This window comes from Xanthobacter lutulentifluminis, assembly GCF_043194675.2.
Classification (GTDB): Bacteria; Pseudomonadota; Alphaproteobacteria; order Rhizobiales; family Xanthobacteraceae; genus Xanthobacter.
Genome location: NZ_CM195525.1, coordinates 2,742,727 through 2,764,515, shown reverse-complemented (window position 1 = coordinate 2,764,515; position 21,789 = coordinate 2,742,727). Strand labels below are relative to the sequence as shown.

Sequence of the window (21,789 nt, the reverse complement as noted above, 5' to 3'; positions counted from 1 at the left end):
AGGCATGTACGCAGTGGAAGTGCGGGACCACATCATGATCGCCCACAGCTTCCGTGGCGCCCTGTTCGGGCCCGCGCAGGCGCTTCACGGGGCGACCTTCGTGGTGGACGTGGCCTTCTTCCGCCGCGATCTCACCGAGGAGGGGGTGGTGGTGGACATCGGCCGCGCCCATGATGCGCTGAAAGCCGTGCTCGGCCCGCTGAACTACCGCAACCTCGACGAGCTGCCCGAGTTCGCCGGCCGCAACACCACCACCGAGGTGCTGTGCCGCCACGTGTTCGACCGCATGGCCGAGGCCGCGCGCACGGGCAGCCTCGGTGCCGGCAGCGAGGCCCTCACCCGCATCCGCGTGACGCTGCACGAATCCCACGTGGCGCGCGCCTGGTACGAGGCCGACCTCGCGGCCGACGCCGGCCTCCAGATGATGTCCTGAGCGCGACCGGTGCAGGTCGCCTTCGTCCATCCCGGCCCGCTGGAGACCGAGACCGGCGGCTATGCCTATGACCGGCGCGTCATCGCCGAGCTCGGGGCCGCCGGGCACGCCATCGCCCCGCTGCGGCTCGATGGCGCCTTCCCCCTGCCCTCGGCGACGGAGGTGGAGGACGCCCTCGCGCGCCTCTCCACCACGCCGCCGGACACGGTGCTGCTGGCCGACGGCCTCGCCCTCGGCGCCCTGCCTGCGGAGGGCCTGAGGCGCCTTGGCCGGCGGATCGTGGCGCTGGTGCATCATCCGCTGGCGCTGGAGACCGGGCTCTCCGCCGCCGACACGGCCCGGCTGCATGCGAGCGAGCGCGCGGCGCTGGCCGCCTGCGCCGCCGTCGTCACCGTGAGCCCGGAGACCGCGCGCACACTGGTGACGGATTATGGCGTGCCGCCGGGCCGGCTCACCCTCGCCATCCCCGGCACCGAGCCCGCCGCCCGCGCGGCCGCGAACGGCGATCCGCCCCGCCTGATCGCGGTGGGATCGCTGACCCCGCGCAAGGGCTACGACATCCTGCTCGCGGCGGTGGAGCAGCTGGCCGACATCGCCTTCAGCCTCGCCATCGTCGGCTCGCCGGCGCTCGATCCCGCGACGGCGGAGCGCATCGCCGCCCGCGCGGCGGCTGTGCCGCACGGCAGGGTCCGCCTGCTCGGCCAGCTCGATCGCGCGCAGCTGGACGCGGCCTATGCGGACGCGGACCTGTTCGTCCATCCCTCGCTCTACGAGGGCTACGGCATGGTGCTGGCGGAAGCCATGCGGCGCGGCCTGCCGGTGATCTGCACCACCGGCGGGGCAGCGGCGCAGACGGTGCCGGACGGCGCCGGCATCAAGCTGCCGCCGGGCGACGCGGACGCCCTCGCCGCCGCCCTGCGCACGGTCCTCACGGATCCCGCCCGACGCCGGGTGCTGGCCGATGCCGCCTATGCCGCAGGCCAGCGCCTGCCCGCTTGGTGCGACACCGCTGCCGTCATCGCACGGGTGCTGACGGAGGCGGCCGCATGAGAGCGCCCGACGCGCCGGCGCTTCGCCCGCATCCGCGATTTTGCCGGCGCAGGCCGCAAGCCGACGCGGCCAGCGCGCGGGCCCACGCCGGCCGGAGCGCCGCAGCCCGCGACACCGGCCATCCGCGCCGACTGGAGTGGCCGGAGTGGCCGATCACCGAGCGGCGCCAGCCGAACGGCGCCGGCGCCGCCCCCGGAGAAGCGACGCCATGACCGCGCGCCCTGCCCTCGCCGGCACCGCGGATCTCCTCCTTGCCGGGCCGGCGCGACGGCGGGCGCGCGCCGCCGTCGCCCGCCGGCCCCTGCCGCATAGGTCAGCCCGATGATGACCGACGCCGTCCCCGCCGCCCTGTTCTCGGACGACTGGCTGGCCCTGCGCGAGCCGGCCGACCACCGCGCCCGCAGCGCCGCGATCGAGCAGCGCCTCGCCGCCCATCTGGCGGACATCGACGCGCAGCGCATCGTCGATCTCGGCGCCGGCACCGGATCGAACCTGCGCGCCCTCGCCCCGCGCCTCGGCATGCGCCAGCACTGGACGCTGCTCGACCACGACAGCACCCTCGCCGACGCCGCGCGGGCCCGGCTGAAGGCCTTCGCCGACCGCTGGCGCGAGGAGGGCGACAGCCTCGTGCTGGCCCTCGGCGCGCGCGAGGTCCGGGTGGATTTCGCCATCGCCGACCTCGCCGTGGACCCCGCCGCGCCGCTCGCCTTCGCGCCCCGCCTGGTCACGGCGTCCGCCTTCTACGATCTCGTCTCGGCGGCGTGGTGCGGGCGCCTCGCCCGCGCGCTCGGGCGCTGCGGCATCGCGCTTCACACCGCGCTCACCTGCGACGGGGGCGATGCGTGGAGCCCGCCGCACCCGGACGATGCCGCCATCGCCGCCGGCTTCCACGCCCATCAGGGCACCGACAAGGGCTTCGGCCCCGCCGCAGGACCGGACGCGACGGACGCGCTCGCGGCGGCGCTCGCCGATGCCGGCTTCAGGGTGGAGACGGCGCCGAGCCCATGGCGCCTCGGCCCCGATGACCGCACCCTCATCGCCCGCCTCGCCGAAGGCACCGCCGGAGCGGCAGCGGAGAGCGGACAGGTGGACGCCGCCACCGCCCATGCCTGGGCGCTGGCGCGGGTCGAGGCGGCCTCCTGCATCATCGGCCACAGGGATCTGCTCGCCCTGCCGCGCTGAGAGCGGCGGCGGCCGGGGATCCGGTTCGGCGGTGCCGGCGATCAGGTCATCCCCTCCGACGGCACGCGGCGCGCGGGCTCCTCGTATGCCACGGGCGCCAGCGCGTTGGCGGTCCCGGCCGGCGCGGTGGAGCGGCGCAGGCGCGCCGCCCTCGGCAGGCGCGCGCCCGGACAAACCCGAGGGCGCGTTCAGCCGCGTGGGTCTCATTGCCCCGCCCCGGAGGCGGAACCACGGCGGGGCGACAGGCGCGCTCCCTCGTCGGCCGAAGGCGCGGCGAGCCGGCGGCATCCGGCGGGCGCAGGGGCAGTCTCCCGACGCGGTGGAACGGGTGAAGCGCGCCGCCCTCGGCACGCGCGCCCGGACAAACCCGAGGGCGCGTTCAGCCGCGTGGATCTCATTGCCCCGCCCCTGCCCAGGGGGAGGCCGGACCGCAGCGGATGACAGGCGGGCTGCCTCGCATGCCGAAGGCGCGACAGCGCCGGTGGCATCGAGCGGGAGCGGACGCAGACTCCGGCTGCCGTGGAACGGCGAATGCGCACCGCCCTCGGCTCAGGCGGCCCGGCATCCCGATGGCGCGTTCAGCGACGCGGACCTCATTGTCCCGTCCCCGCCCGGGGGGCCCGGCAGCGGTGGGACGATGTACCGGCTGCCTCGCCGTACAAAAGCGCAACGGCGACGGTGGCATCAAGCGAGCGAGGGCAATCTCCCGGCCACGGTGGAACGGCGCAGGCGCACCGGCCTCGGCACATGCCCGCCCGGCCGTGTGGTCGCTGGCCAGGATCGGCATGGGCGCGTTTGCGACGCGCTGCGCGCCGCCATCCGGAGCCAGGCCGGCTTGAAGCCGGTCATCTTTCCACCACCCCCGCCGGGGAGCGGCGCACCACCGTGTCAAGCCGCGTCCGGTGCGGCGTCCAAGTCGGCACTGCCGGGCCGGCGGGGAACCGCACGGCGGCACCGGAAGGGGCAGCCCGCGCAGACGCCGGGACCAGCCTCTGCCCGCGGACCGGCACGCACTCCCCGATGCGGAGCGCGCCGATGGCTGCGGCGTTCCCTCTGTGCCCTTGCCCTCCGTGCCCTTGCCGTACCGTTGCCGCGCGCCCCGCGCGCGGGGCGATGCCCGGTCGGGGCCGGGACGGGCGATCACTCCCCGGCCTCCCCACCTCCCGCGCAGGCGCAGGCGCGGCCCGGGCGAGCCTGGCCAACACGGCACGTCAGTTTCCCTGCCCTCCCGCCCGCGCATGCGTCGGCGGGCGCGGGCACCGCTTCCCCCGGCGCCCTTGCGCCCGCCGATGGCCTCAGTCGAGGCCGGCGATGGCGCGGGCGAAGTCGCGGGCGGCGAAGGGCTGGAGATCGTCCGCCCCCTCGCCCACGCCGATGAGGTGCACCGGCAGCTTGTGCTTGGCAGCGATGGCGACGAGGATGCCGCCGCGCGCGGTGCCGTCCAGCTTGGTCATGACGAGGCCGGTGACCCCGGCGATGCGGGTGAAGGCTTCCACCTGCGAGAGCGCGTTCTGGCCGACGGTGGCATCCAGCACCAGCAGCACCGCATGGGGCGCGGTGGGCTCCAGCTTGCGGATGACGCGCACCACCTTCTCCAGCTCGGCCATCAGCTCGGCGCGGTTCTGGAGGCGGCCGGCGGTGTCCACCATGAGGATGTCGGCGCCCTCCGCGCGGGCCTCGGTGAGCGCGTCGTGGGCGACGCCGGCGGCATCCGCGCCCTGCTCGCGGGCGATGACATGGGCGCCGGTGCGCTGGCCCCACACCTTCAGCTGCTCGATGGCGGCGGCGCGGAAGGTATCGCCGGCGGCGAGCACCACCTTGCGGCCCTCGGCGCGCCACTGGGCGGCGAGCTTGCCGATGGTGGTGGTCTTGCCCGAGCCGTTGACGCCCACCATCAGCACCACGAACGGCTTGTGGGCGGCATCCACCACCAGGGGCTTCGCCACCGGGGCGAGGATGGTCTCCACCTCCTGCGCGATCAGGCCCTTCACCTCCTCGGGGGAGATCATCTTGTCGTGCCGGCCCTTGCCCACGGCGGCGACGATGCGGGCGGAGGTCTCGGTGCCGAGGTCGGCGCGGATCAGCACGTCCTCCAGCTCCTCCAGCGTGTCGGCATCGAGCTTGCGCTTGGAGACGAGGTCGGTGATGCCCTGCCCGAGATTGCCCGCGGTGCGCGCGAGGCCGGAGACGAGCCGGCTCCAGAAGCCCTTGCGCCCCGGCTCGGCGGCGGGTTCTGCAGGGATCTCGGCCGGCGAAGGCGCATCGGCGGCCACCGGCGACGCCGCGGCCGGCTCACCACCCCCGGCGGGGCTATCGGAGGCAGGACCATCGGAGGCTGTCGCGGTGGCGTCCACCGCCGGATGCGCGGGCGCTTCGGAAGCCGGGGCCCCGGCGGGCGGCGCGGGCGAAGCGACAGGCGCGCCCGCCGGTGACAGCGCGGCGGGCTGTGCCGCCGGCTCGGCGGCGGCAGGACCGCCCGGCGCCGCCGGAACGGCAGGCACCGGGGCGGGCGCTGGGGTCGGCTCGGGCAGGCCCGAGAGCGAGACCGGCGCGGCAGGCGGGGGCGCGACAAGGCCGGACGCAGTGGCCGGCGCCGCCGGCGAACCCAGAATGGGTGCCGAGGCCGTGGCCGCCGGAACATCGGTCTGCGGCATGGCGAGGGGCGGCCCGGCATCATCCGGACCAGCCGTCGGGACATCGGCCGAGGCCGCATCGGATGCCGGCACGGCGGGCGCGGGCGGAGCGGAGCCTTCAGCCGGCGCAGGGACTTCGCCGGCCGGCGCGGGCGTTGCCGCCTCGGCACGGGGTGAAGGCGCGCCCGAGGCGGCCTGCTCCGGCGCCGAAGGCGCGTCGGCCTCCGTGGAGGCGGCGCGCGCGGCGCCAGCAGCGTCAGACGGAGCGGCATCGCCGGCGGGCGCCGGAACCTCCGGGCTGTCGGCCGGAGCCGGCGGAGCGGCATCACCGGCCGGCGCGGGGGCGTCGTGATCGCCGGAGCCGGACAGCCAGCTCCAGAAGCCCTTCTTGCGCTTGGGCGCCTCGGGGGCCGGGGGCGTGGTGGGATCGTCCTGGCTCATGTCTGCCTGCCGTTCATGATGGAGGTCACGCCGCGATCAGGCGCGCGCCGTCGTGCCCGGCGATGCGCAGCGCGGCGAGGCTCCCGCGCGCCGCCGGTCGGGCGAGGCGCACGGGGGTGAAATGCTCGGTATGGCCGCGTCCGCCGGCCTCCACCAGAATATGGCGCTGCCGCCCCACCTCTCCCGCCAGATGCCGGCGCAGGAGGTCGGCGGCGGTCTCGCGCAGGCGGCGGGCGCGCTCGGCCACCACGGCGGCGGGCAGCTGCGGCATGCGCGCGGCGGCGGTGCCGGGGCGGGCGGAGAAGGGGAAGACGTGCAGGAAGGCGAGGCCCGCCTCCTCGGCGAAGGCGCGGGTGGCGCGGGCCTGCGCCTCGGTCTCGGTGGGAAAGCCGGCGATCATGTCGGCGCCCAGCACCATGTCCGGGCGGGCGCGCCGCAGCGCCGCGATCAGCTCCAGCGCCTGCGCGCGCGAATGGCGGCGCTTCATGCGCTTGAGGATGAGGTCGTCGCCGGACTGGAGCGAGAGGTGCAAATGCGGCATCAGCCGCTCCTCCTCGGCGAAGGCGCGCAGGAGCTGGTCGTCCGCCTCCACTGCGTCGATGGAGGACAGGCGCAGGCGCTCCAGCTCCGGCACCTGCGCGAGGACCGCGCGCACCAGCCGCCCGAGGGCGGGCGCGCCGGGCAGGTCGGCGCCATAGGCGGTGAGGTCGACGCCGGTGAGCACCACCTCGCGGTGGCCGCCGGCCACCAGCCGGCGCACCTGATCCACCACCGCGCCCATGGGCACGCTGCGCGAGGGGCCGCGGCCGAACGGGATGATGCAGAAGGTGCAGCGATGGTCGCAGCCGTTCTGCACCTCCACGAACGCGCGGGTGTGGCCGTCGAAGCTCGCCGCGAGGTGGGGCGTGGCGGCGCGCACGGTGGCGATGTCCTGCACCCGTGCCTTCTCGCCCTCGGCGATGCCCTGCTCCAGCGCGGCGCGGGCCTGGGCCCACAGGGCGGGCTCGGTCTTGCCCACATTGCCCAGCACGAGGCTCACCTCCGCCATGCGGGCGAAGGCGTCGGGGTCGGTCTGGGCGGCGCAGCCGGTGACGATGACGGGGCGCGCCGGGTCCTCGCGGCGGGCACGGCGGATGGCCTGGCGGGCCTGCCGCACGGCCTCGGCGGTGACGGCGCAGGTATTGACGACGAAGGCATGCTCCAGCCCCGCCTCCCGCGCGGCGCGGGCGATGCCGTCGCCCTCCAGCGCGTTCAGCCGGCAGCCGAAGCTGATGACGCGCGCCTCCGCGCCTGCCATCAGGCGGCCTCCCCCAGCATGGCCGGGGTGAGCATGCCGTCGAACTCGCGCTCGGAGGGGCCGGTCATCAGCACATGGCCGTCGCGCGCGCGCCAGGCGATGGAAAGATCGCCGCCCGGCAGGGTGACGGTGACGGCGCGACCCGCCCGCCCCGTGCGCACGGCGGCGACCCCGGTGGCGCAGGCGGCGGTGCCGCAGGCGCGGGTGCGGCCGGCGCCGCGTTCCCACACGTGGAGCAGGATGCGGTCCGGCGCGGTGAGGCTGGCGAACGAGATGTTGGCGCGCTCGGGAAACAGCGGGTGACGCTCCAGCGCCGCGCCGGTCGCCTCCACGTCCACGGCATCGGCGTCGGGCACGAAGAAGACGGCGTGCGGGTTGCCCATGCTGACGAGGCAGGCCGGCCCCAGCGCCTCGAAGCCGGGAATGGCGACGGCGGTGGTGTCGCCCACGTCGCGGGAGAGGGGAATGTCGCGCCAGCCGAGCCGGGGCGCGCCCATGTCCACCTCCACCTGCCCGCCGGCGAGCACCCGGCAGTCGAGCAGGCCGGCCTCGCTCTCGAACAGGATGTGGTCGGCGCCGGTGGCGGCGGCCTCCAGCGCGGCGATGCAGCGGGTGCCGTTGCCGCAGGCGGCGGAGAATGAGCCGTCGTTGTTGAGGATGCGCACGAACGCCGCGGTATCCGCCCGGCGCGGCGGATAGAGCACCATCGCCTGATCGAACGGCAGCACGTGCGGCCGGGCCAGCGCCCGCGCGGCGGCCGGGGGCACCTCCACCGGATCGGCGCGCAGGTCCAGCACGAGGATCTCGTTGCCGAGGCCGTTCATCTTCACAAAGGGGCGATGGGCGAGCGGGTTCACGATGGGCGCCAGCGACTTTCCAGGGATGCGTGCGCCTTATATGGCGCCGATCGGCGGCCGACACCACCCCCGCCCGGCGCAGGCCCGGCAACGCCCGGCCGCCGGCCGCCCCGCGCCGCCGCCGGCGGCCGCGTGTTCCGCGGCCCGGACCTGCCCCCGCAAGCCCTGCCATGGATCCGCCCGCATCCCGCCGAAACGCCGCCTCCCCGGCGTTCGAGAACATGCTAGAAGCGCAGTTCGACTGCTTCGGCGGCGCGCGGAGGATGAGCAATGGCCGGGTTCCGGTGGGTCAATGTCGAGACGATGACACGGGCCGCAGGTTGTGCCCTCCTGGGCGCGCAGCTCGCCCTCGCGCCCGCGCTCTCCGGGCCGGCCCTGGCGCAGGCCCAGCCGCAGACGCCCCCCGCTGCCCAGCCGCCTGCCGCCCAGCCGCCTGCCGAGGCGCCGCTGACCCCGCCGCCGGTGGTGGACCCCAAGCCGGTGGAGACCACGCCGGTCGCCCCCGGCGGCCGCGCCCTCGCGCCGCAGGAGATCACGCTTTCGCCGGTGCCGGTGCTCGCCCTGTCGGGCAACGCCACCTGGGAGGAGGCCTACGACAAGCTGGTGGCAGCGGTGAAGCAGGTGAACGAGGAGCTGGCGCGGCTCGGCCTCACCCGCGCCGGCGACACCTTCATCGTCTACACCTCCAGCGACGACCTGAGCTTCGAATACGAGGTGCAGGTGCCCTTCTCCGGCGCCACCACCCAGAAGCCGGGCGGCGGCATGAAGCTCGCAGGCTCCCACGCGGGCAAGGTGCTGAAATTCGCTCACACCGGCTCGTTCTCGGATATGGACAATACTTACGAGCAGATAGCCAATTATCTGGACGAGAAGAACGTCGACCAGAACGAGATGTACATTGAACAATATCGTACGGACATCGTCACAGCTTCGCCGGAATCTCTGGAGATCGACATACTCGTCCCGTTGCCGTAACGATTCCGGTTGCGGAGCGGGGACGGACACGTCCCGTGCCGCTTCGCCAACACCACCCGGCGCGGCGGCGCGAACCGCCCGCGGGAACGCCGCAGGCAGGAGAGCCGAATGGCAGGTTTTTCAGTAAGCACATGCGCATCGGGGCGCGCGGGCAACTGGTCGCGCGTCACCGTCGCGGCGGTGTTCGGCTGGGCGACGGCGGTCTATCCCGTCCTGGCCCAGACGCCGCCCGCCGATCCGCAGGTCCAGTCCGCGCCGCCGCCGGTCGGCCAGCCGCTGCCGCCGCCAGATGCCGCGGCCGCGCCGGTGGTCGTGCCGCAGTCCGCCCCGCCGCCCGCGCCGCAGCAGTCGCAGGTGCCGCTGCCGACCGCCCCGGCGGTCGATCCCGCCGCCGCCAGCGGTCCGGTCTATTCCCTGACCGATCTCGAGTACCTGCTCGGCCCGGTGGCGCTCTATCCCGATCCGCTGCTGGCCATCCTGTTCCCGGCCACCCTGTTCCCCGAGCAGCTCGTGGAGGCCTACAACTGGATCGAGGCGAATCCGCGCCTCGTGCAGGCGCGCAACTTCGCGCAGGTCGACGGCATGGGCTGGGATTCGTCGGTGAAGGCGCTGGTGCGCTTCCCGGACGTGGTCCGCCTGCTGCATGACCACATGGAATGGACCGAATCCCTCGGCCTCGCCTTCTCCACCCAGCCGCAGGACGTCTCCAACACCGTCCAGATGCTGCGCGCCAAGGCGCAGAGCGTGGGCAACCTCGCCAGCACCCCGCAGCAGGTGGTGACCACCCGCGAGGAAGGCGGCCAGCGCACCATCTACATCGCGCCGACCAATCCCGAGCGCATCTACGTTCCCACCTACGACAGCTCCTCCGTCTTCACCACCTTCGCCACCGGCGCCCTGCTGTTCGGCACCGGCGTGCTGGTGGGCTCGGCGTGGAACAACCGCTGGGGCTGGAACAACCGCGGCTGGAACTCGGTGTGGGTGGTGCCGCCCGCGTGGGTGCGCCCGCCCTATTGGGGACCCGGCTGGGGCGGACGTCCGCCGGCGTGGGGCCCCGGCCCGTGGCGGCCGGTGCCGCCGCCGCCCGGCGTGCGTCCCCCGCCGCCCGGTGGCGCGTGGCCCGGACAGCCCGGCGTGCGTCCCCCGCCCATGCGTCCCGGCGTTCCCGGCCGTCCCGGTGGACCGGGTGGTCCCGGTGGGCCCGGTGGTCCTGGACTGCCCGGCCGTCCTGGTGGTCCCGGTGGACCGGGCGGCCCCGGTGGTCCGGGTGGGCCCGGTGGTCCGGGTGGACCCGGTCGCCCCGGAATGCCCGGCATCCCCGGCCAGCCCGGTGGACCGGGAGGACCGGGTGGACCCGGCCGCCCCGGTATTCCCGATCGTCCCGGCCAGCCCGGCGGTCCCGGTGGTCCCAACCGGCCCGGCATCGTGCCCCCCGGCGGGGAGAACCGCCCCGGCACCGGCGGCCCGCAGCGTCCGCAGCTGCCGTCCGAGCGCCCCGGCGCCGGCAACCGGCCCAATGTGGAGCGGCCCTCCACCGGCAACCGGCCCGGCAACGTGCAGCGCCCGACCCAGCGCCCCAGCGGCGAGCAGGTGCGCAACCGCGCCCAGCAGGCCCGCCCGCAGCAGCGCCCGCAGGCAAGGCCGCAGCATCAGGCGCGGCCCCAGCAGCGCGCCCGGCCGCACCAGCAGGCCCGGCCGCAGCAGCGGGCGCGGCCCCAGCAGCAGCGCGCCCGGCCGCAGGGCCGCCGCAACTGAGGCACCGGCTCCGCCCCCCGGCGGAGCCGCACGCTCGCGGCAAGGCGGACGCCGCGCCTGACCGGAACCGGGTCACCCGGAGCCGGAGCGACGCGCGGCGGCGCAGCCGAAACCACGCGGGAGGCGGCCATGGCGCCGCCTCTCTTTCCTTCGGGGCGCGAATCTCCTTCACTGTGGGCTCAGCCGGGCCCGCCCGGCGCGCCGAAGCCGACCCATCGCGGAGAGCCGCATGCCGCGACTGTTCACCGCCATCGAAATTCCCCGGGAGGTGGGGCTCGGCCTCTCGATGCTGCGCGGCGGCCTTTCCGGCGCGCGCTGGATCGATCCCGAGAATTATCACGTCACCCTGCGCTTCGTCGGCGACGTGGACGACGCCACCGCCCGTGACATCATGCTGATGCTCGGACAGGTGCGGCGCCCGGCGTTCGACCTGATGCTGGACGGGCTGGACCAGTTCGGCGGCCACAAGCCGCGCGCGGTGTTCGCTGCGGTGCGCGCCACCCCCGCGCTCATGGAGCTGCAGTCCGAGCAGGAGCGCATCATGCAGCGCCTCGGCCTCGGCGCGGAGGGACGCAACTTCAAGCCGCACGTGACCCTCGCGCGCCTGCGCGACGCCTCGTCCCGGCAGGTGGCCGACTATCTCGCCACCCGCGGCCCCTACCGCAGCCAGACCTTCCACGTGCCGCGCTTCGTGCTGTTCTCCTCGCGCGATTCCGTGGGCGGCGGCCCCTATCTGGTGGAGGCGGCCTACCCGCTGCTGTGATCCGGCGGGCTCTGGCGCGCCGCGACAGGGCCTGCTGTTCCGTCCGGCGCCGGTGCTGACCGCGGGGACCGCACGCAGCGCGCCGTCCGACGCCCCCTGCCCTTGCGGGCGGGCGCGCCATCCCCATGTGATTTCCATGTTTGACAGCACATCCCCCTTCGACGCCTTCGACAGCCTGTCCGGCGATGAGGAGGCGCAGGCGACGCGTGACGCATCGAGCGTCCGGCGCAGCTTCTGGGACAAGATGCGGGCCAATGCGGCGCGCATTCCGTTCGCCGAGGACGCGGTGGCGAGCTACTACGCCGCCTTCGACCGGCAGACGCCGCTGAAGGTGCGGGCGACGCTGCTCGCCGCCCTCGCCTATTTCGTGCTGCCGGTAGACTTGACGCCGGATTTCCTGCCGCTCATCGGCTTCGGCGACGACGCAGCGGTGCTGGTGGGCGCGCTGCGGCTGCTGTCCGGCCATGTGCTGCCGCGCCATTACGACGCGGCGCGCGACGCGCTGGACCGCCTGCGCTCCGGCAAGGCCTGAGGCCGCGACCGGCGGAGAGCGCGGACGGCGCCGGGCGCGCGTCCCGCTGCACATTCGGGCAGGGCCGTCGCGTCGCCCCGCCCGGATCACCAGACACGGCCGCCTGCGCCGTCCCGCCGGCGCGAGAGGCACCAGCCCCGACCGGCTTCCGCCACCCGGAGCAATGCGCCCGGTCCGAACGCGGGGGCAACCTGCGCCGATACCGGCAGTGCAGCCGAGCCCACCCGCGACGGAGGCGGGGCACGCCCGGCCCGCCGGTACATGGCCCGCGACTGCCGGACGGCACATCTCCCGTCCGGCTCAAGGCGGGCATCGCTCCGTCGGTCGTCCGCCGCGCCGTGCGGCCGAGCGGCGACGGCGGCTCCGCGGACCTCAGTCCAGCGTCAGCACCACCTTGCCCTTGACCCGGCGGCCGGCGATCTCGCCCAGCGCCTCGACGCAGCGATCGAGGGGGAAGGTCTTGTCCACATGGGCGGAGATGCGGCCGTCGCGGGCATAGCCCACCAGCTCGGCCACCGCATCGCGCAGCCACAGCGGGTTGTCCCGCGCATGGAAGCCGAAGGCGACGCCGCGCGCGTCGCAATTCTTGATGAGCAGCAGGTTGAGCGGGATCTTCGGGATCTCGCCGGCGGCAAAGCCCACCACCAGGAAGCGGCCGAGCGGGCCGAGGGCGCGCAGCGCCTGCTCAGCCATGTCGCCGCCGACCGGGTCGTACACCATGTCGAGGCCGCGCGGGGCGCCGAACGCCTTCAGCGCGCCCTTGAGTTCGCCCTTGGCATAGTCGAAACCCTCGTCGGCCCCGTGGGCGATGGCGAACGCCACCTTCTCCGGCGAGGAGGCGCAGGCGAGGATGCGCGCGCCGAGGATGCGGCCGAGCTCCACCGCCGCAAGGCCCACGCCGCCCGCCGCGCCGAGCACGGCGAGGCTCTCGCCGGCCTTCAGCTCGCCCCGGTCGCGCAGCGCATAGAGCGAGGTGCCGTAGGTGACGATGAGGCCGGCCGCCTTCACGAGGTCGAGGTCGTCCGGCACGCGCGCCAGGTAGCACGCCTTCACCGTCACCTGCTCGCGCGCCGCGCCGTAGGTCATGTACCCGCAGACCCGGTCGCCGACGGCGAATTCCTCCACGCCCTCGCCCAGCGCCGCCACGTGCCCGGCGAACTCGGCGCCGGGGGAGAACGGCATCTCCGGCTTGATCTGATACATGTCGCGGATGATGAGCGTGTCGAAGAAGTTCAGCCCGACCGCCGCCACCTGCACCACCACCTCGCCGGGGCCGGCCACGGCATCGGGCAGCTCGCGGACCTCGAGGGCCTCGGGGGGACCATGGCGCACGCAGACGACCGCTTTCATCAGCTCTCCTTCCCTCGCGACGGACTGTGCCGAACGCCGCGCCGGCCGGGATGTGTCCCGCAGGCGTGGCGGATTACCAAAATTTAACCCTGCTCCGAGGAAGCTCCGGCTAGAGATTCGGTCCCGCTGCGGCAGTCCGGTCCTGCCCGGGGGCGCCCGCGCGGGTCAACCGGGGCCGGGCAGTCCGCGCAAAGCCGCTCGCAGCCTCGAATCGCCGGTGGACGGACCCGGCATCTGGTGTGGAGCGGAGCCTTTGGTTTAGGAAAACGCAAGACGTCCACGCCATTTTTTTGTCCGGCTGCGCGGCTACCGCAGGCGTGTGCCACGCTGATGTCTGCCACGCTGACGTCCGCTACCGGCCCGGCCCCGCGCCGCAAGGGCCGGGAACGGGCAACCGGGCCAGAGTGAAATAGGAGAAGCCATGACGCTTCCTCGTGTCCACCCGACTCGTGTCCTTCCGGCTCTGCTGGGCGCCGTCCTTGCCTGCGCCATGGCGACCTCCGCCGGCGCGCAGGGGCAGCCGCAGTCCAAGTCCGTGGCGCAGTTCGGGGATTGGAGCGTCTACGTCTCCACCACCAGCCCCAAGGTCTGCTACGCCATCTCCCAGCCCAAGACCCGCGCGCCGGAAGGGCTGAAGCGCGATCCCGCCTATTTCTTCGTCTCCACCCGCCCGGGCGAGAACGTGAAGAACGAGATCACCGTGACCATGGGCTTCCCGCTGAAGGAAGGCTCGGACGCGCAGCTGACGGTCGGCAGCATGCAGCTGCAGCTCTACACCAAGAACGAGGGCGCCTGGGTGCGCAACGTGGCCGACGAGGCCAAGCTGGTGGACGCCATGCGCCGGGGCAAGGACGTGACGGTGGTCTCCACCTCGCTGCGCGGCAACCCCACCACCGACAAGTATTCGCTTACCGGCCTCGGGCAGGCGCTCGACCGCGTGGCGCAGGAGTGCAAGTAGCGCCAGGCGCCGGACAGCGGCTCCGGGGCCGCGCCTGATCCCGCATGCCCCGGCCCCCGCCCTGCGCGCGGGGCGGATCTCTCCCGTGGAAAGGCGGGGCGAGAGGGATTATGTGTGACGCCATGATGTCCACACCCAGCCCCGCCGACGCCGCGCAGGCGAGCGCGCCCGCGCAAGACCCTGTGCCCGCGCAAGAGCCTGCGCCCGCGCATGACGCCGCGCCCGTGACCTCGTCGGACGCCGCGCCGGAGGCCGCGCGCCCGTCCCTGGTCGGCCTCGACCGCGCCCGCCTCTCCGCCGCCCTCGACGCCATCGGCGTGAAGGGGTCGGAGCGGCGCATGCGCGTCAACCAGCTCTGGCACTGGATCTATCTGCGCGGCGCCACCGACTTTGCGGAGATGACCAACGTCTCCAAGCACCTGCGCGCGCGTCTGGAGGAGGCCTACACGCTGGCCCGCCCCGAGATCGTGATGGAGCAGGTCTCGCAGGACGGCACCCGCAAGTGGCTGCTGCGCTTCCCCGCCGATCATCCGGGCGAGCGGCCCCACGACATCGAGACCGTCTACATCCCAGAGAGCGACCGCGGCACCCTGTGCGTCTCCTCGCAGGTGGGCTGCACCCTCAACTGCTCCTTCTGCCACACCGGCACGCAGCGCCTCGTGCGCAACCTCACCGCCGCCGAGATCGTCTCGCAGGTGATGGTGGCCCGCGACCGGCTGGGCGACTATCCCGGCCGCGACCGCGCGGTGGGTCCGGGCCTGCCCACCGAGGGCGACCGGCTCGTCACCAACATCGTCTTCATGGGCATGGGCGAGCCGCTCTATGCCTTCGACAGCGTGAAGGAAGCCATCGAGATCCTCTCCGACGGCGACGGCCTCGGCCTCGGCAAGAGGCGCATCACGGTGTCCACCTCCGGCGTGGTGCCGGAGATCGAGCGGCTCGGCGCGGAGGTGGGGCCCATGCTCGCCATCTCGCTGCACGCCGTGCGCGACGACCTGCGTGACGTGCTGGTGCCCATCAACAAGAAGTACCCCATCAGGGAGCTGATGGAGGCCTGCCGCACCTATCCCGCCGCCTCCAACGCCAAGCGCATCACCTTCGAGTACGTCATGCTCAAGGGCGTGAACGACAGTCCCGCCGACGCGCGGGCGCTGGTGAAGCTGCTGGAAGGCGTGCCGGCGAAGATCAACCTGATCCCGTTCAACCCGTGGCCGGGCACGCAGTACGAGTGCTCCGACTGGGAGACCATCGAGCGGTTCTCGGACATCGTGTTCCGCGCCGGCTACGCGAGCCCGGTGCGCACGCCGCGCGGGCGCGACATCCTCGCCGCCTGCGGCCAGCTGAAGAGCGAGAGCGAGAAGCTTTCCGCCCGCGAGCGCCTCGCCTATCGCGCCATGATGGCGCAGGAGGAGTAGGCGTGGACAACCTCGCCCGCCTGCTGCTGCGCTTCCTGCTGGTCCCGCTCGGCTATTTCGCGGCGGTGATCGCCGGGGCGTGCGTGATCCTCATCGGGGAATGGCGCATCGGCACCCTGCTCGAGACGAACCGGACGGAGGATGCGGCGCTCGGTTTCGTGGTGGCCATCGTCACCACGGTGACGGTGCTGTTCGTGCTGATGATGCTCATGTGGCTGGTGGCGGCGGTGGGCATCCTGTTCTCGGAGGCGTTCGCCATCCGCTCGTGGATGTTCCATGCGGGCAACGGCGTGGTCTCGGCGCTGATCGGGGCGCAGCTGTTCGCCCCGTCCCGCGGCGACGCCGCCGTGGCGGGCGACCCGTTCTACACGGTGGCCGCCGGCCTCGCGGGGGGCCTCGTCTATTGGGTGGTGGCCGGCTCCACCGCCGGCTTCTTCAAGCCGATCCTGCGCTCGGGCGCGGAGCTGGCGGGCCGGCTGCCGCCGCCCGGATCGCACACCCCGCCCGCGGCCCCTGCCGCGCCCCCTGCCCCGCCCGCGCCGCCCCGCCTCCCGCAGCCGCCCGCGCAATGAGCCCCCGCGCGCGCCAGGTGACCCGCGCGCGTCAAGCGAAACGCCCCATCGGCCGGGACGCGTCATGAGCCCGCGCGCCATGAGCCCGCACACGATGAGCCGGGACGCACCATGAGCCCGCCGGCCGAGCCGCAGCCGCGCGCCCGGTGGCGCCGGCTCGCCCGCCTCGCCCTCGCCTATCTCGCGGGCACCATCGCCATGGTCAGCGCGCTGCCGGCCATCGGCGGGGTGATGGACCTGATCGCGCTGCAGGTGGGCTGGCCCGCCGGCATGTCCCTGATCTACATGGTCGCCATCGTCTCCGGCGGACTGGGATACCTGGTGGCGGCCGTGTTCGGCTTTCTGCCCGCAGCCTTCTGGATGGCGGCCTCCGAGCGCCACGGACTGCGCCGGGCGTGGGCGCACGTGCTGGCCGGAGGCATCGGCGCCGTGCTCGGCTGGCTGCTGCTGTCCCTCGTCGCCGAGCATCTCGGCGATCCCATCCAGTGGCGCGTGGCCGGCGACCTGTTCCTGGCGGGGAGCCTCGGCGGGCTGGTCTACTGGGCGATTGCCGGCCGCACCGCCGGCCTGAGGCCCCCGGGCGCGGAGTGAGCGGCCCAACTATCCTTTGCGTCCCCGCTATCTTCCCGGTAAGCCTCGCCCCCAAAGCTGCGCGAACGCCATGACACACACTGACGCTCCCCCCTCCCTCTCCGACCTGCGGGCCGAGATCGACCGCATCGACGAGGCCATGCACCGCCTGCTCATGGAGCGGAGCGAGATCATCGACCGGCTGGTGCAGGTGAAGCGCACCGCCGGCGCCGAGGGCGGCTCCGCCTTCCGCCCGGCGCGCGAGGCGGACATGATGCGCCGGCTGGTGGAGCGCCACGCCGGCCTCCTGCCGCTCGACACGGTGGAGAGCATCTGGCGCGTCATCATCGCCACCTTCACCTATGTCCAGGCGCCCTATTCGGTCCACGCCGACCTTGCGGTGGGCGAGCCGGCCATGCGGGATTCCGCCCGCTTCCACTTCGGCTTCACCGTGCCGTTCGTGCCGCACATGGGCGCGCGCGGGGTGATCGACGCGGTGAAGGGCTCGCGCGGGGATCTCGGCCTCATCGCCGCCACCGCAGCCCCCAGCGCCGCCGATCCGTGGTGGACCGCGCTGGAGGGCGAGGGCGCGCCCAAGATCATCGCCCGCCTGCCGTTCGTGGAGCGGGCCGACCATCCCGCCGGCCTGCCGGTGTTCGTGGTCTCCCACCCCATCGCCGATGCGGCGGTGCGGGAGGTGCGCGTCTATTCGCTGCGCGTGAGCGGATGGAGCGCGGGGGCCGGGCGTGCCATACCCGCCTTCGCCGAGGTGGTGGTGGCCCCCGACGAGGCGCTGGACGGCGCCGCTCTGCTGGTCTCCGTGCCGCCCGGTCATGCGGTGGCAACGGTGACCGACGCCCTCGCCGAGGCCGGCGCCGGCATCCGGTCGCTGACCGAGGTGGGCAGCCATGCCGCCCTGCACCGGGTGGGGGGCTGACGCGGCGCGCGCCGCCGCGATGTTGAGGTTCTGGAGTTGATCAAGATGTCCGCCGTGCTGAAAGACACCCCCTCCGCCACCGGGTCCCTGCGGCCGCAGCCGCGCCCGGGCGTGCTCGCCATCGAGGCCTATGTGCCCGGCAAGAGCCATGCGCCGGGGGTGGAGAAGGTCTTCAAGCTCTCCTCCAACGAGACCCCGCTCGGCCCGAGCGAGAAGGCGGTCGCCGCCTTCACCGAGGCCGGCCGCAAGCTGGAGGATTATCCGGACGGCTCCGCCACCGTGCTGCGCGAGGCCATCGCCAAGGCCTACGGGCTCGATCCCGCGCGCATCATCTGCGGCGCCGGCTCGGACGAGATCCTCAATCTCGTGACCCACGTGTACGTGGGCGCGGGCGACGAGGTGATCTACAGCCAGCACGGCTTCCTCGTGTACAAGATCGCGACGCTGGCCGCCGGCGGCACCCCGGTGGTGGCTCCCGAGCGCGACCTGACCGCCGACGTGGACGCCATCCTCGCGCGCGTCACCGACAAGACGCGCCTCGTCTTCCTCGCCAATCCCAACAATCCGACCGGCACCTATCTGCCGTTCGACGAGGTGAAGCGCCTGCACGCCGGCCTGCCGGCCAACGTGCTGCTGGTGCTCGACGCCGCCTATGCGGAATACGTGCGCCGCAACGATTACGAGACCGGCCTCGAGCTGGCGCTGACCGCCGACAACGTGCTGATGACGCGGACCTTCTCCAAGATCCACGGCCTCGCCGCGCTACGCATCGGCTGGGCGGTGGGCCCGGCCCATGTGATCGACGCCATGAACCGGGTGCGCGGGCCGTTCAACATGAACAGCCCGGCGCTGCTGGCCGGCGCCGCCGCCATCGCCGATGCCGCCCACGTGGAGAAGGCGGTCGCCCACAACGCGCAGTGGCTGCCGTGGCTCACCGGCCAGATCGAGGCGCTGGGCCTGAAGGTCACGCCCTCGGTGGCCAATTTCGTGCTCATCCACTTCCCCGCCGCCCCCGGCCGCACGGCGAAGGAGGCGGACGCATTCCTCACCCGCCGCGGGCTGGTGCTGCGCTCGGTTGCGTCCTACGGCCTGCCCGATGCCCTGCGCATGACGGTGGGCACCGAGGAGGCCAACCGCCGCGTGGTGGAAGCGCTGACCGCGTTCATGGCGGGGGCGGACGCGTGATCCGACCGCTCGTGCCGCGCCTCGCCATCATCGGCGCGGGCCTCATCGGCTCCTCCCTCGCCCGCGCGGCGCGGGAGAAGCACATCGCCGGCACCATCGTGGTGGCCGACGCGGACCCGGCGGTGTGCGAGCGGGTCACCGCCCTCGGCTTCGCCGACGTGGTGACGACGAGCGCCGCCGAGGCCGCGCGCGATGCCGACGTGGTGGTGGTGGCTGTCCCCGTGGGCGCCTCCGCCGCCGTGGCCGAGGCGGTGGGGCCGAACCTGAAGCCAGGCGCCATCCTCTCCGACGTGGGATCGGTGAAGGGCTTCGTGGTGGAGGCCATGGCGCCCCACGTGCCGGCCCACGCCCACCTGGTGCCCGCCCATCCGGTGGCCGGCACCGAATTCTCCGGCCCCGACGCCGGCTTCGCCGCCCTGTTCGAGAACCGCTGGTGCATCGTCACCCCGCCCGAGGGCGCGGACCCGGCGGCGGTTGCCACCATCGTCGGACTGTGGCGCGCGGCGGGGGCGAACGTGGAGACCATGAGCGCGCAGCACCACGACCTGGTGCTGGCCATCACCAGCCACGTGCCGCACCTCATCGCCTACAACATCGTCGGCACCGCCGCGGAGCTGGAGGACACGCTGGCCTCCGAGGTCATCAAGTTCTCCGCCGGCGGCTTCCGCGACTTCACCCGCATCGCCGCCTCCGACCCCACCATGTGGCGCGACGTGTTCCTGACCAACCGCGAGGCGGTGCTGGAGATGCTGGGCCGCTTCACGGAAGACCTCACCGCGCTCCAGCGGGCCATCCGCTACGGCGACGGCGACGCCCTGTTCTCGCACTTCGCCCGCACCCGGGCGATCCGCCGCTCCATCATCGAGCAGGGGCAGGAGACGGCCGCGCCGGACTTCGGCCGCCGCGCCGCCGAGAAGCCGCGCCACGAGCAGAGCTGAGCGGCACCCCGCTCCGGCCGTCATCCAGCCACCATGGAGCCGTGCCACTATTCCGCCGAACTGCCGGGCGACGTGAAGGACGAACAAGGACCGATCCAGATGATCCGCCCCGCTTCGGCGCGCCCCGGCCCGATTGCCGCGCTGTTTTCCGTGGCGCTTCTCGCCGCCGTGCTCGCCCCGGCCCCGGCCTCGGCGCACCCGCACGTATGGGTGACCATGAAGTCCGAGCTCGTCTATGGCGCCGACGGGAAGCTGACCGCCGTCAAGCAGAGCTGGACCTTCGACGACGCCTTCTCCGCCTTCGCCCTGCAGGGCATGGAGAAGAAGAAGGACGGCACCTACGGCGACGACGTGCTGAAGCCGCTGGCCGAGGTGAACGTCACCTCGCTGAAGGAATACAACTACTTCGTCACCGGCAAGACGGCGACGCAGAAGCTGGCCTTCAAGGACCCGACCGACTATTTCCTCACCTATGACAACGAGGTGCTGACCCTGCACTTCACCCTGCCGCTGGAGAAGCCGGCGCCGGCCAAGGGCACCACCACGCTGGAGGTGTACGACCCCACCGTGTTCGTCTCCTTCGCCTTCGCCGAGAAGGACCCGGTGAAGCTGGTGTCGGCCCCCGCCGGCTGCGCGCAGGAGATCATCGCCGCCCAGCCGCCCACCTCCTCGCAGCTGAGCGAGGCGTTCTTCTCCAACCTCACCTCCGCCAGCACCTATGGCGCCCAGTTCGCCGACAAGATCACGGTGAAGTGCCCGTGAGCGCTCTCGCTGCGGAACGTGGGCTGCGCCTGCGCCGGGCTGCGCGCTGGCTGGCAGTGGGCGCGCTGGCGCTCGCGGCCGCCCTGGCGCTGGCGATGCTGCTGACGCTGGTGCTGTATCCCGACATCGCCTTCGCCCAGGGCTTCGGCCCGCCCGGCGGTCAGAAGGCGACGCCGTTCGGCCTCGGGGGGGCCGCCCCCGCGCCCACCGGCATCACCGGCTACATCCTGGCCCGGCAGGCGGAATTCTACCGCGCGCTGGTGCAGGCGGTGCGCGCCAGCAAGCAGGACGGCAACGCCACCTTCCTGCTGGCCGGCCTCTCTTTCGCCTATGGCGTGTTCCACGCCGCCGGGCCGGGCCACGGCAAGGCGGTCATCTCCTCCTACCTCCTTGCCGACGGCGGCACGCTGCGGCGCGGCGCGGTGCTGGCGCTGGCCTCGGGCATGGTGCAGGCGGTGGTGGCCATCGTGTTCGTGGGGGTGCTGGCGCTGGTGCTGAACGCCACCGCCGTCTCCATGGCGCGGGCCATGAACGTGATCGAGATCGCGGCCTATGGCGGCATCGGCCTGTTCGGCCTCTATCTCGCGATCGTGAAGGGCCGCACCCTCGTTGCTGCGGCGCGGGGAGAGAGCGGCCACGTGCATGGCGACGATTGCGGCTGCGGCGACACCCATGCGCCCGATCCGGCGCTTCTGAACGGCCGGGGCGGCTGGCGGCGGGCCGCCGTGGCGGTGGTCTCGGCCGGGGCCCGGCCGTGCTCCGGCGCCATCCTCGTGCTCACCTTCGCCCTGTCGCAGGGGGTGTTCGCGAGCGGCGTCGCCTCCGCCTTCGCCATGGGGCTGGGCACCGCGCTGATGGTGACGCTGATCGCCGGCGTGGCGGTCTATGGCAAGCGCCTCGCGGTGCGGCTCGCCAGCCGCGACGACCGGCGCGCGCGGATCTTCGGCCTCGGCATCGAGCTCGGCGCCGCCCTGCTGGTGATGGCCTTCGGCTTCGCCCTGCTGACCGGCTATCTGGAAAGCGAACGGCTGCTGCCGGGCTGACCGGCCCGCCGCAGCGCGGCACGTTTTGCGTGCAGTGCGCCAAAATTCGTCAGGCCCATGTTTTGGGCAATTTCGTTGCGCCTTGATCTGAAACAACGAAATTGCCGGGTGCGACACTCCGTGCCAGCCTAAGGTCCATCT

Annotated in this window: 20 protein-coding genes; 16 read left to right on the top strand and 4 right to left on the bottom strand. The window is 73.5% G+C overall.

The window, feature by feature from the left end:
• Positions 1 to 4 precede the first annotated feature (4 nt).
• From V5F49_RS12605 to V5F49_RS12595, 3 genes are all read left to right on the top strand, one after another.
• Positions 5 to 433 (top strand): 6-pyruvoyl trahydropterin synthase family protein, encoded by a 429-nt coding sequence (locus V5F49_RS12605; RefSeq protein WP_394115468.1) that lies wholly within the window; start codon positions 5 to 7, stop codon positions 431 to 433.
• A gap of 9 nt (positions 434 to 442) precedes the next feature.
• Positions 443 to 1,483 (top strand): glycosyltransferase family 4 protein, encoded by a 1,041-nt coding sequence (locus V5F49_RS12600; RefSeq protein WP_394115469.1) that lies wholly within the window; start codon positions 443 to 445, stop codon positions 1,481 to 1,483.
• Positions 1,484 to 1,807: 324 nt separating this feature from the next.
• Positions 1,808 to 2,665: a class I SAM-dependent methyltransferase gene (locus tag V5F49_RS12595; RefSeq protein ID WP_394115470.1), complete on the top strand. Its 858-nt coding sequence runs from the start codon at positions 1,808 to 1,810 to the stop codon at positions 2,663 to 2,665.
• A 1,295-nt stretch (positions 2,666 to 3,960) separates the two neighbouring features.
• Here V5F49_RS12595 and ftsY read toward each other — a convergent pair.
• The 3 genes from ftsY to dapF all read right to left on the bottom strand — a co-directional run bounded on the left by ftsY (position 3,961) and on the right by dapF (position 7,893).
• Positions 3,961 to 5,319, bottom strand: a complete 1,359-nt coding sequence (ftsY, locus tag V5F49_RS12590) for a signal recognition particle-docking protein FtsY (RefSeq protein WP_394115868.1) — start codon at positions 5,317 to 5,319, stop codon at positions 3,961 to 3,963.
• 445 nt (positions 5,320 to 5,764) lie between these two features.
• Positions 5,765 to 7,036 (bottom strand): tRNA (N(6)-L-threonylcarbamoyladenosine(37)-C(2))-methylthiotransferase MtaB, encoded by a 1,272-nt coding sequence (gene mtaB, locus V5F49_RS12585; protein WP_394115471.1) that lies wholly within the window; start codon positions 7,034 to 7,036, stop codon positions 5,765 to 5,767.
• Complete coding sequence (gene dapF / locus V5F49_RS12580) at positions 7,036 to 7,893, bottom strand: diaminopimelate epimerase (protein WP_394115472.1); 858 nt, start codon at positions 7,891 to 7,893, stop codon at positions 7,036 to 7,038. Before dapF ends, mtaB begins: the two co-directional genes overlap by 1 nt.
• Positions 7,894 to 8,163: 270 nt before the next feature.
• On the opposite strand from dapF, the gene V5F49_RS12575 reads away from it, so the two are divergent.
• From V5F49_RS12575 to V5F49_RS12560, 4 genes are all read left to right on the top strand, one after another.
• The gene (locus V5F49_RS12575; protein ID WP_394115473.1) at positions 8,164 to 8,868 is read left to right on the top strand and encodes a GyrI-like domain-containing protein; all 705 of its coding nucleotides are present in this window, start codon (positions 8,164 to 8,166) and stop codon (positions 8,866 to 8,868) included.
• Positions 8,869 to 8,976: 108 nt separating this feature from the next.
• Positions 8,977 to 10,623, top strand: a complete 1,647-nt coding sequence (locus V5F49_RS12570) for a DUF3300 domain-containing protein (protein ID WP_394115474.1) — start codon at positions 8,977 to 8,979, stop codon at positions 10,621 to 10,623.
• A gap of 229 nt (positions 10,624 to 10,852) precedes the next feature.
• Positions 10,853 to 11,386: an RNA 2',3'-cyclic phosphodiesterase gene (gene thpR, locus V5F49_RS12565; protein ID WP_394115475.1), complete on the top strand. Its 534-nt coding sequence runs from the start codon at positions 10,853 to 10,855 to the stop codon at positions 11,384 to 11,386.
• A gap of 136 nt (positions 11,387 to 11,522) precedes the next feature.
• The gene (locus tag V5F49_RS12560; protein WP_394115476.1) at positions 11,523 to 11,918 is read left to right on the top strand and encodes a YkvA family protein; all 396 of its coding nucleotides are present in this window, start codon (positions 11,523 to 11,525) and stop codon (positions 11,916 to 11,918) included.
• 372 nt (positions 11,919 to 12,290) lie between these two features.
• Here V5F49_RS12560 and V5F49_RS12555 read toward each other — a convergent pair whose 3' ends face one another.
• A complete protein-coding gene (locus V5F49_RS12555) occupies positions 12,291 to 13,268 on the bottom strand; it encodes an NADPH:quinone oxidoreductase family protein (RefSeq protein WP_394115477.1) in 978 nt (325 codons plus the stop codon).
• Positions 13,269 to 13,689: 421 nt separating this feature from the next.
• On the opposite strand from V5F49_RS12555, the gene V5F49_RS12550 reads away from it, so the two are divergent.
• The 9 genes from V5F49_RS12550 to V5F49_RS12510 all read left to right on the top strand — a co-directional run bounded on the left by V5F49_RS12550 (position 13,690) and on the right by V5F49_RS12510 (position 21,648).
• Positions 13,690 to 14,226 carry an invasion associated locus B family protein gene (locus V5F49_RS12550; RefSeq protein WP_394115478.1) on the top strand — a complete coding sequence of 179 codons (537 nt, stop codon included), beginning with the start codon at positions 13,690 to 13,692 and terminating at the stop codon, positions 14,224 to 14,226.
• Positions 14,227 to 14,348: 122 nt separating this feature from the next.
• Positions 14,349 to 15,641, top strand: a complete 1,293-nt coding sequence (rlmN, locus tag V5F49_RS12545; protein WP_394115479.1) for a dual-specificity RNA methyltransferase RlmN — start codon at positions 14,349 to 14,351, stop codon at positions 15,639 to 15,641.
• Between the two features lie 2 nt (positions 15,642 to 15,643).
• Complete coding sequence (locus V5F49_RS12540) at positions 15,644 to 16,213, top strand: hypothetical protein (RefSeq protein WP_394115480.1); 570 nt, start codon at positions 15,644 to 15,646, stop codon at positions 16,211 to 16,213.
• 111 nt (positions 16,214 to 16,324) lie between these two features.
• Entirely contained in the window at positions 16,325 to 16,804 is a 480-nt protein-coding gene (locus V5F49_RS12535) for a hypothetical protein (RefSeq protein ID WP_394115481.1), read from the top strand.
• A 70-nt stretch (positions 16,805 to 16,874) separates the two neighbouring features.
• Positions 16,875 to 17,720: a chorismate mutase gene (locus V5F49_RS12530; RefSeq protein WP_394115482.1), complete on the top strand. Its 846-nt coding sequence runs from the start codon at positions 16,875 to 16,877 to the stop codon at positions 17,718 to 17,720.
• Between the two features lie 45 nt (positions 17,721 to 17,765).
• Positions 17,766 to 18,905, top strand: a complete 1,140-nt coding sequence (gene hisC / locus V5F49_RS12525; RefSeq protein ID WP_394115869.1) for a histidinol-phosphate transaminase — start codon at positions 17,766 to 17,768, stop codon at positions 18,903 to 18,905.
• Positions 18,902 to 19,843 (top strand): prephenate/arogenate dehydrogenase family protein, encoded by a 942-nt coding sequence (locus tag V5F49_RS12520; protein WP_394115483.1) that lies wholly within the window; start codon positions 18,902 to 18,904, stop codon positions 19,841 to 19,843. The genes hisC and V5F49_RS12520 overlap by 4 nt, the downstream gene beginning before the upstream one ends.
• A 33-nt stretch (positions 19,844 to 19,876) precedes the next feature.
• A complete protein-coding gene (locus V5F49_RS12515) occupies positions 19,877 to 20,605 on the top strand; it encodes a DUF1007 family protein (protein WP_509210679.1) in 729 nt (242 codons plus the stop codon).
• Positions 20,602 to 21,648, top strand: coding sequence for a nickel/cobalt transporter (locus V5F49_RS12510; RefSeq protein ID WP_394115485.1), 1,047 nt, complete (start codon positions 20,602 to 20,604; stop codon positions 21,646 to 21,648). Before V5F49_RS12515 ends, V5F49_RS12510 begins: the two co-directional genes overlap by 4 nt.
• The last annotated feature ends 141 nt before the right edge of the window (positions 21,649 to 21,789 follow it).

Excerpts from the sequence above, each read along its gene's own strand:
- V5F49_RS12550 (WP_394115478.1), top strand. The coding sequence starts at position 13,690 with ATGACGCTTCCTCGTGTCCACCCGACTCGTGTCCTTCCGGCTCTGCTG.
- V5F49_RS12555 (WP_394115477.1), bottom strand. The coding sequence starts at position 13,268 with ATGAAAGCGGTCGTCTGCGTGCGCCATGGTCCCCCCGAGGCCCTCGAG.
- ftsY (WP_394115868.1), bottom strand. The coding sequence starts at position 5,319 with ATGCCGCAGACCGATGTTCCGGCGGCCACGGCCTCGGCACCCATTCTG.
- rlmN (WP_394115479.1), top strand. The coding sequence starts at position 14,349 with ATGATGTCCACACCCAGCCCCGCCGACGCCGCGCAGGCGAGCGCGCCC.
- V5F49_RS12595 (WP_394115470.1), top strand. The coding sequence starts at position 1,808 with ATGACCGACGCCGTCCCCGCCGCCCTGTTCTCGGACGACTGGCTGGCC.
- hisC (WP_394115869.1), top strand. The coding sequence starts at position 17,766 with ATGTCCGCCGTGCTGAAAGACACCCCCTCCGCCACCGGGTCCCTGCGG.
- V5F49_RS12575 (WP_394115473.1), top strand. The coding sequence starts at position 8,164 with ATGGCCGGGTTCCGGTGGGTCAATGTCGAGACGATGACACGGGCCGCA.
- V5F49_RS12560 (WP_394115476.1), top strand. The coding sequence starts at position 11,523 with ATGTTTGACAGCACATCCCCCTTCGACGCCTTCGACAGCCTGTCCGGC.
- mtaB (WP_394115471.1), bottom strand. The coding sequence starts at position 7,036 with ATGGCAGGCGCGGAGGCGCGCGTCATCAGCTTCGGCTGCCGGCTGAAC.
- V5F49_RS12535 (WP_394115481.1), top strand. The coding sequence starts at position 16,325 with ATGAGCCCGCCGGCCGAGCCGCAGCCGCGCGCCCGGTGGCGCCGGCTC.
- V5F49_RS12605 (WP_394115468.1), top strand. The coding sequence starts at position 5 with ATGTACGCAGTGGAAGTGCGGGACCACATCATGATCGCCCACAGCTTC.
- V5F49_RS12515 (WP_509210679.1), top strand. The coding sequence starts at position 19,877 with ATGGAGCCGTGCCACTATTCCGCCGAACTGCCGGGCGACGTGAAGGAC.
- V5F49_RS12570 (WP_394115474.1), top strand. The coding sequence starts at position 8,977 with ATGGCAGGTTTTTCAGTAAGCACATGCGCATCGGGGCGCGCGGGCAAC.
- thpR (WP_394115475.1), top strand. The coding sequence starts at position 10,853 with ATGCCGCGACTGTTCACCGCCATCGAAATTCCCCGGGAGGTGGGGCTC.
- V5F49_RS12530 (WP_394115482.1), top strand. The coding sequence starts at position 16,875 with ATGACACACACTGACGCTCCCCCCTCCCTCTCCGACCTGCGGGCCGAG.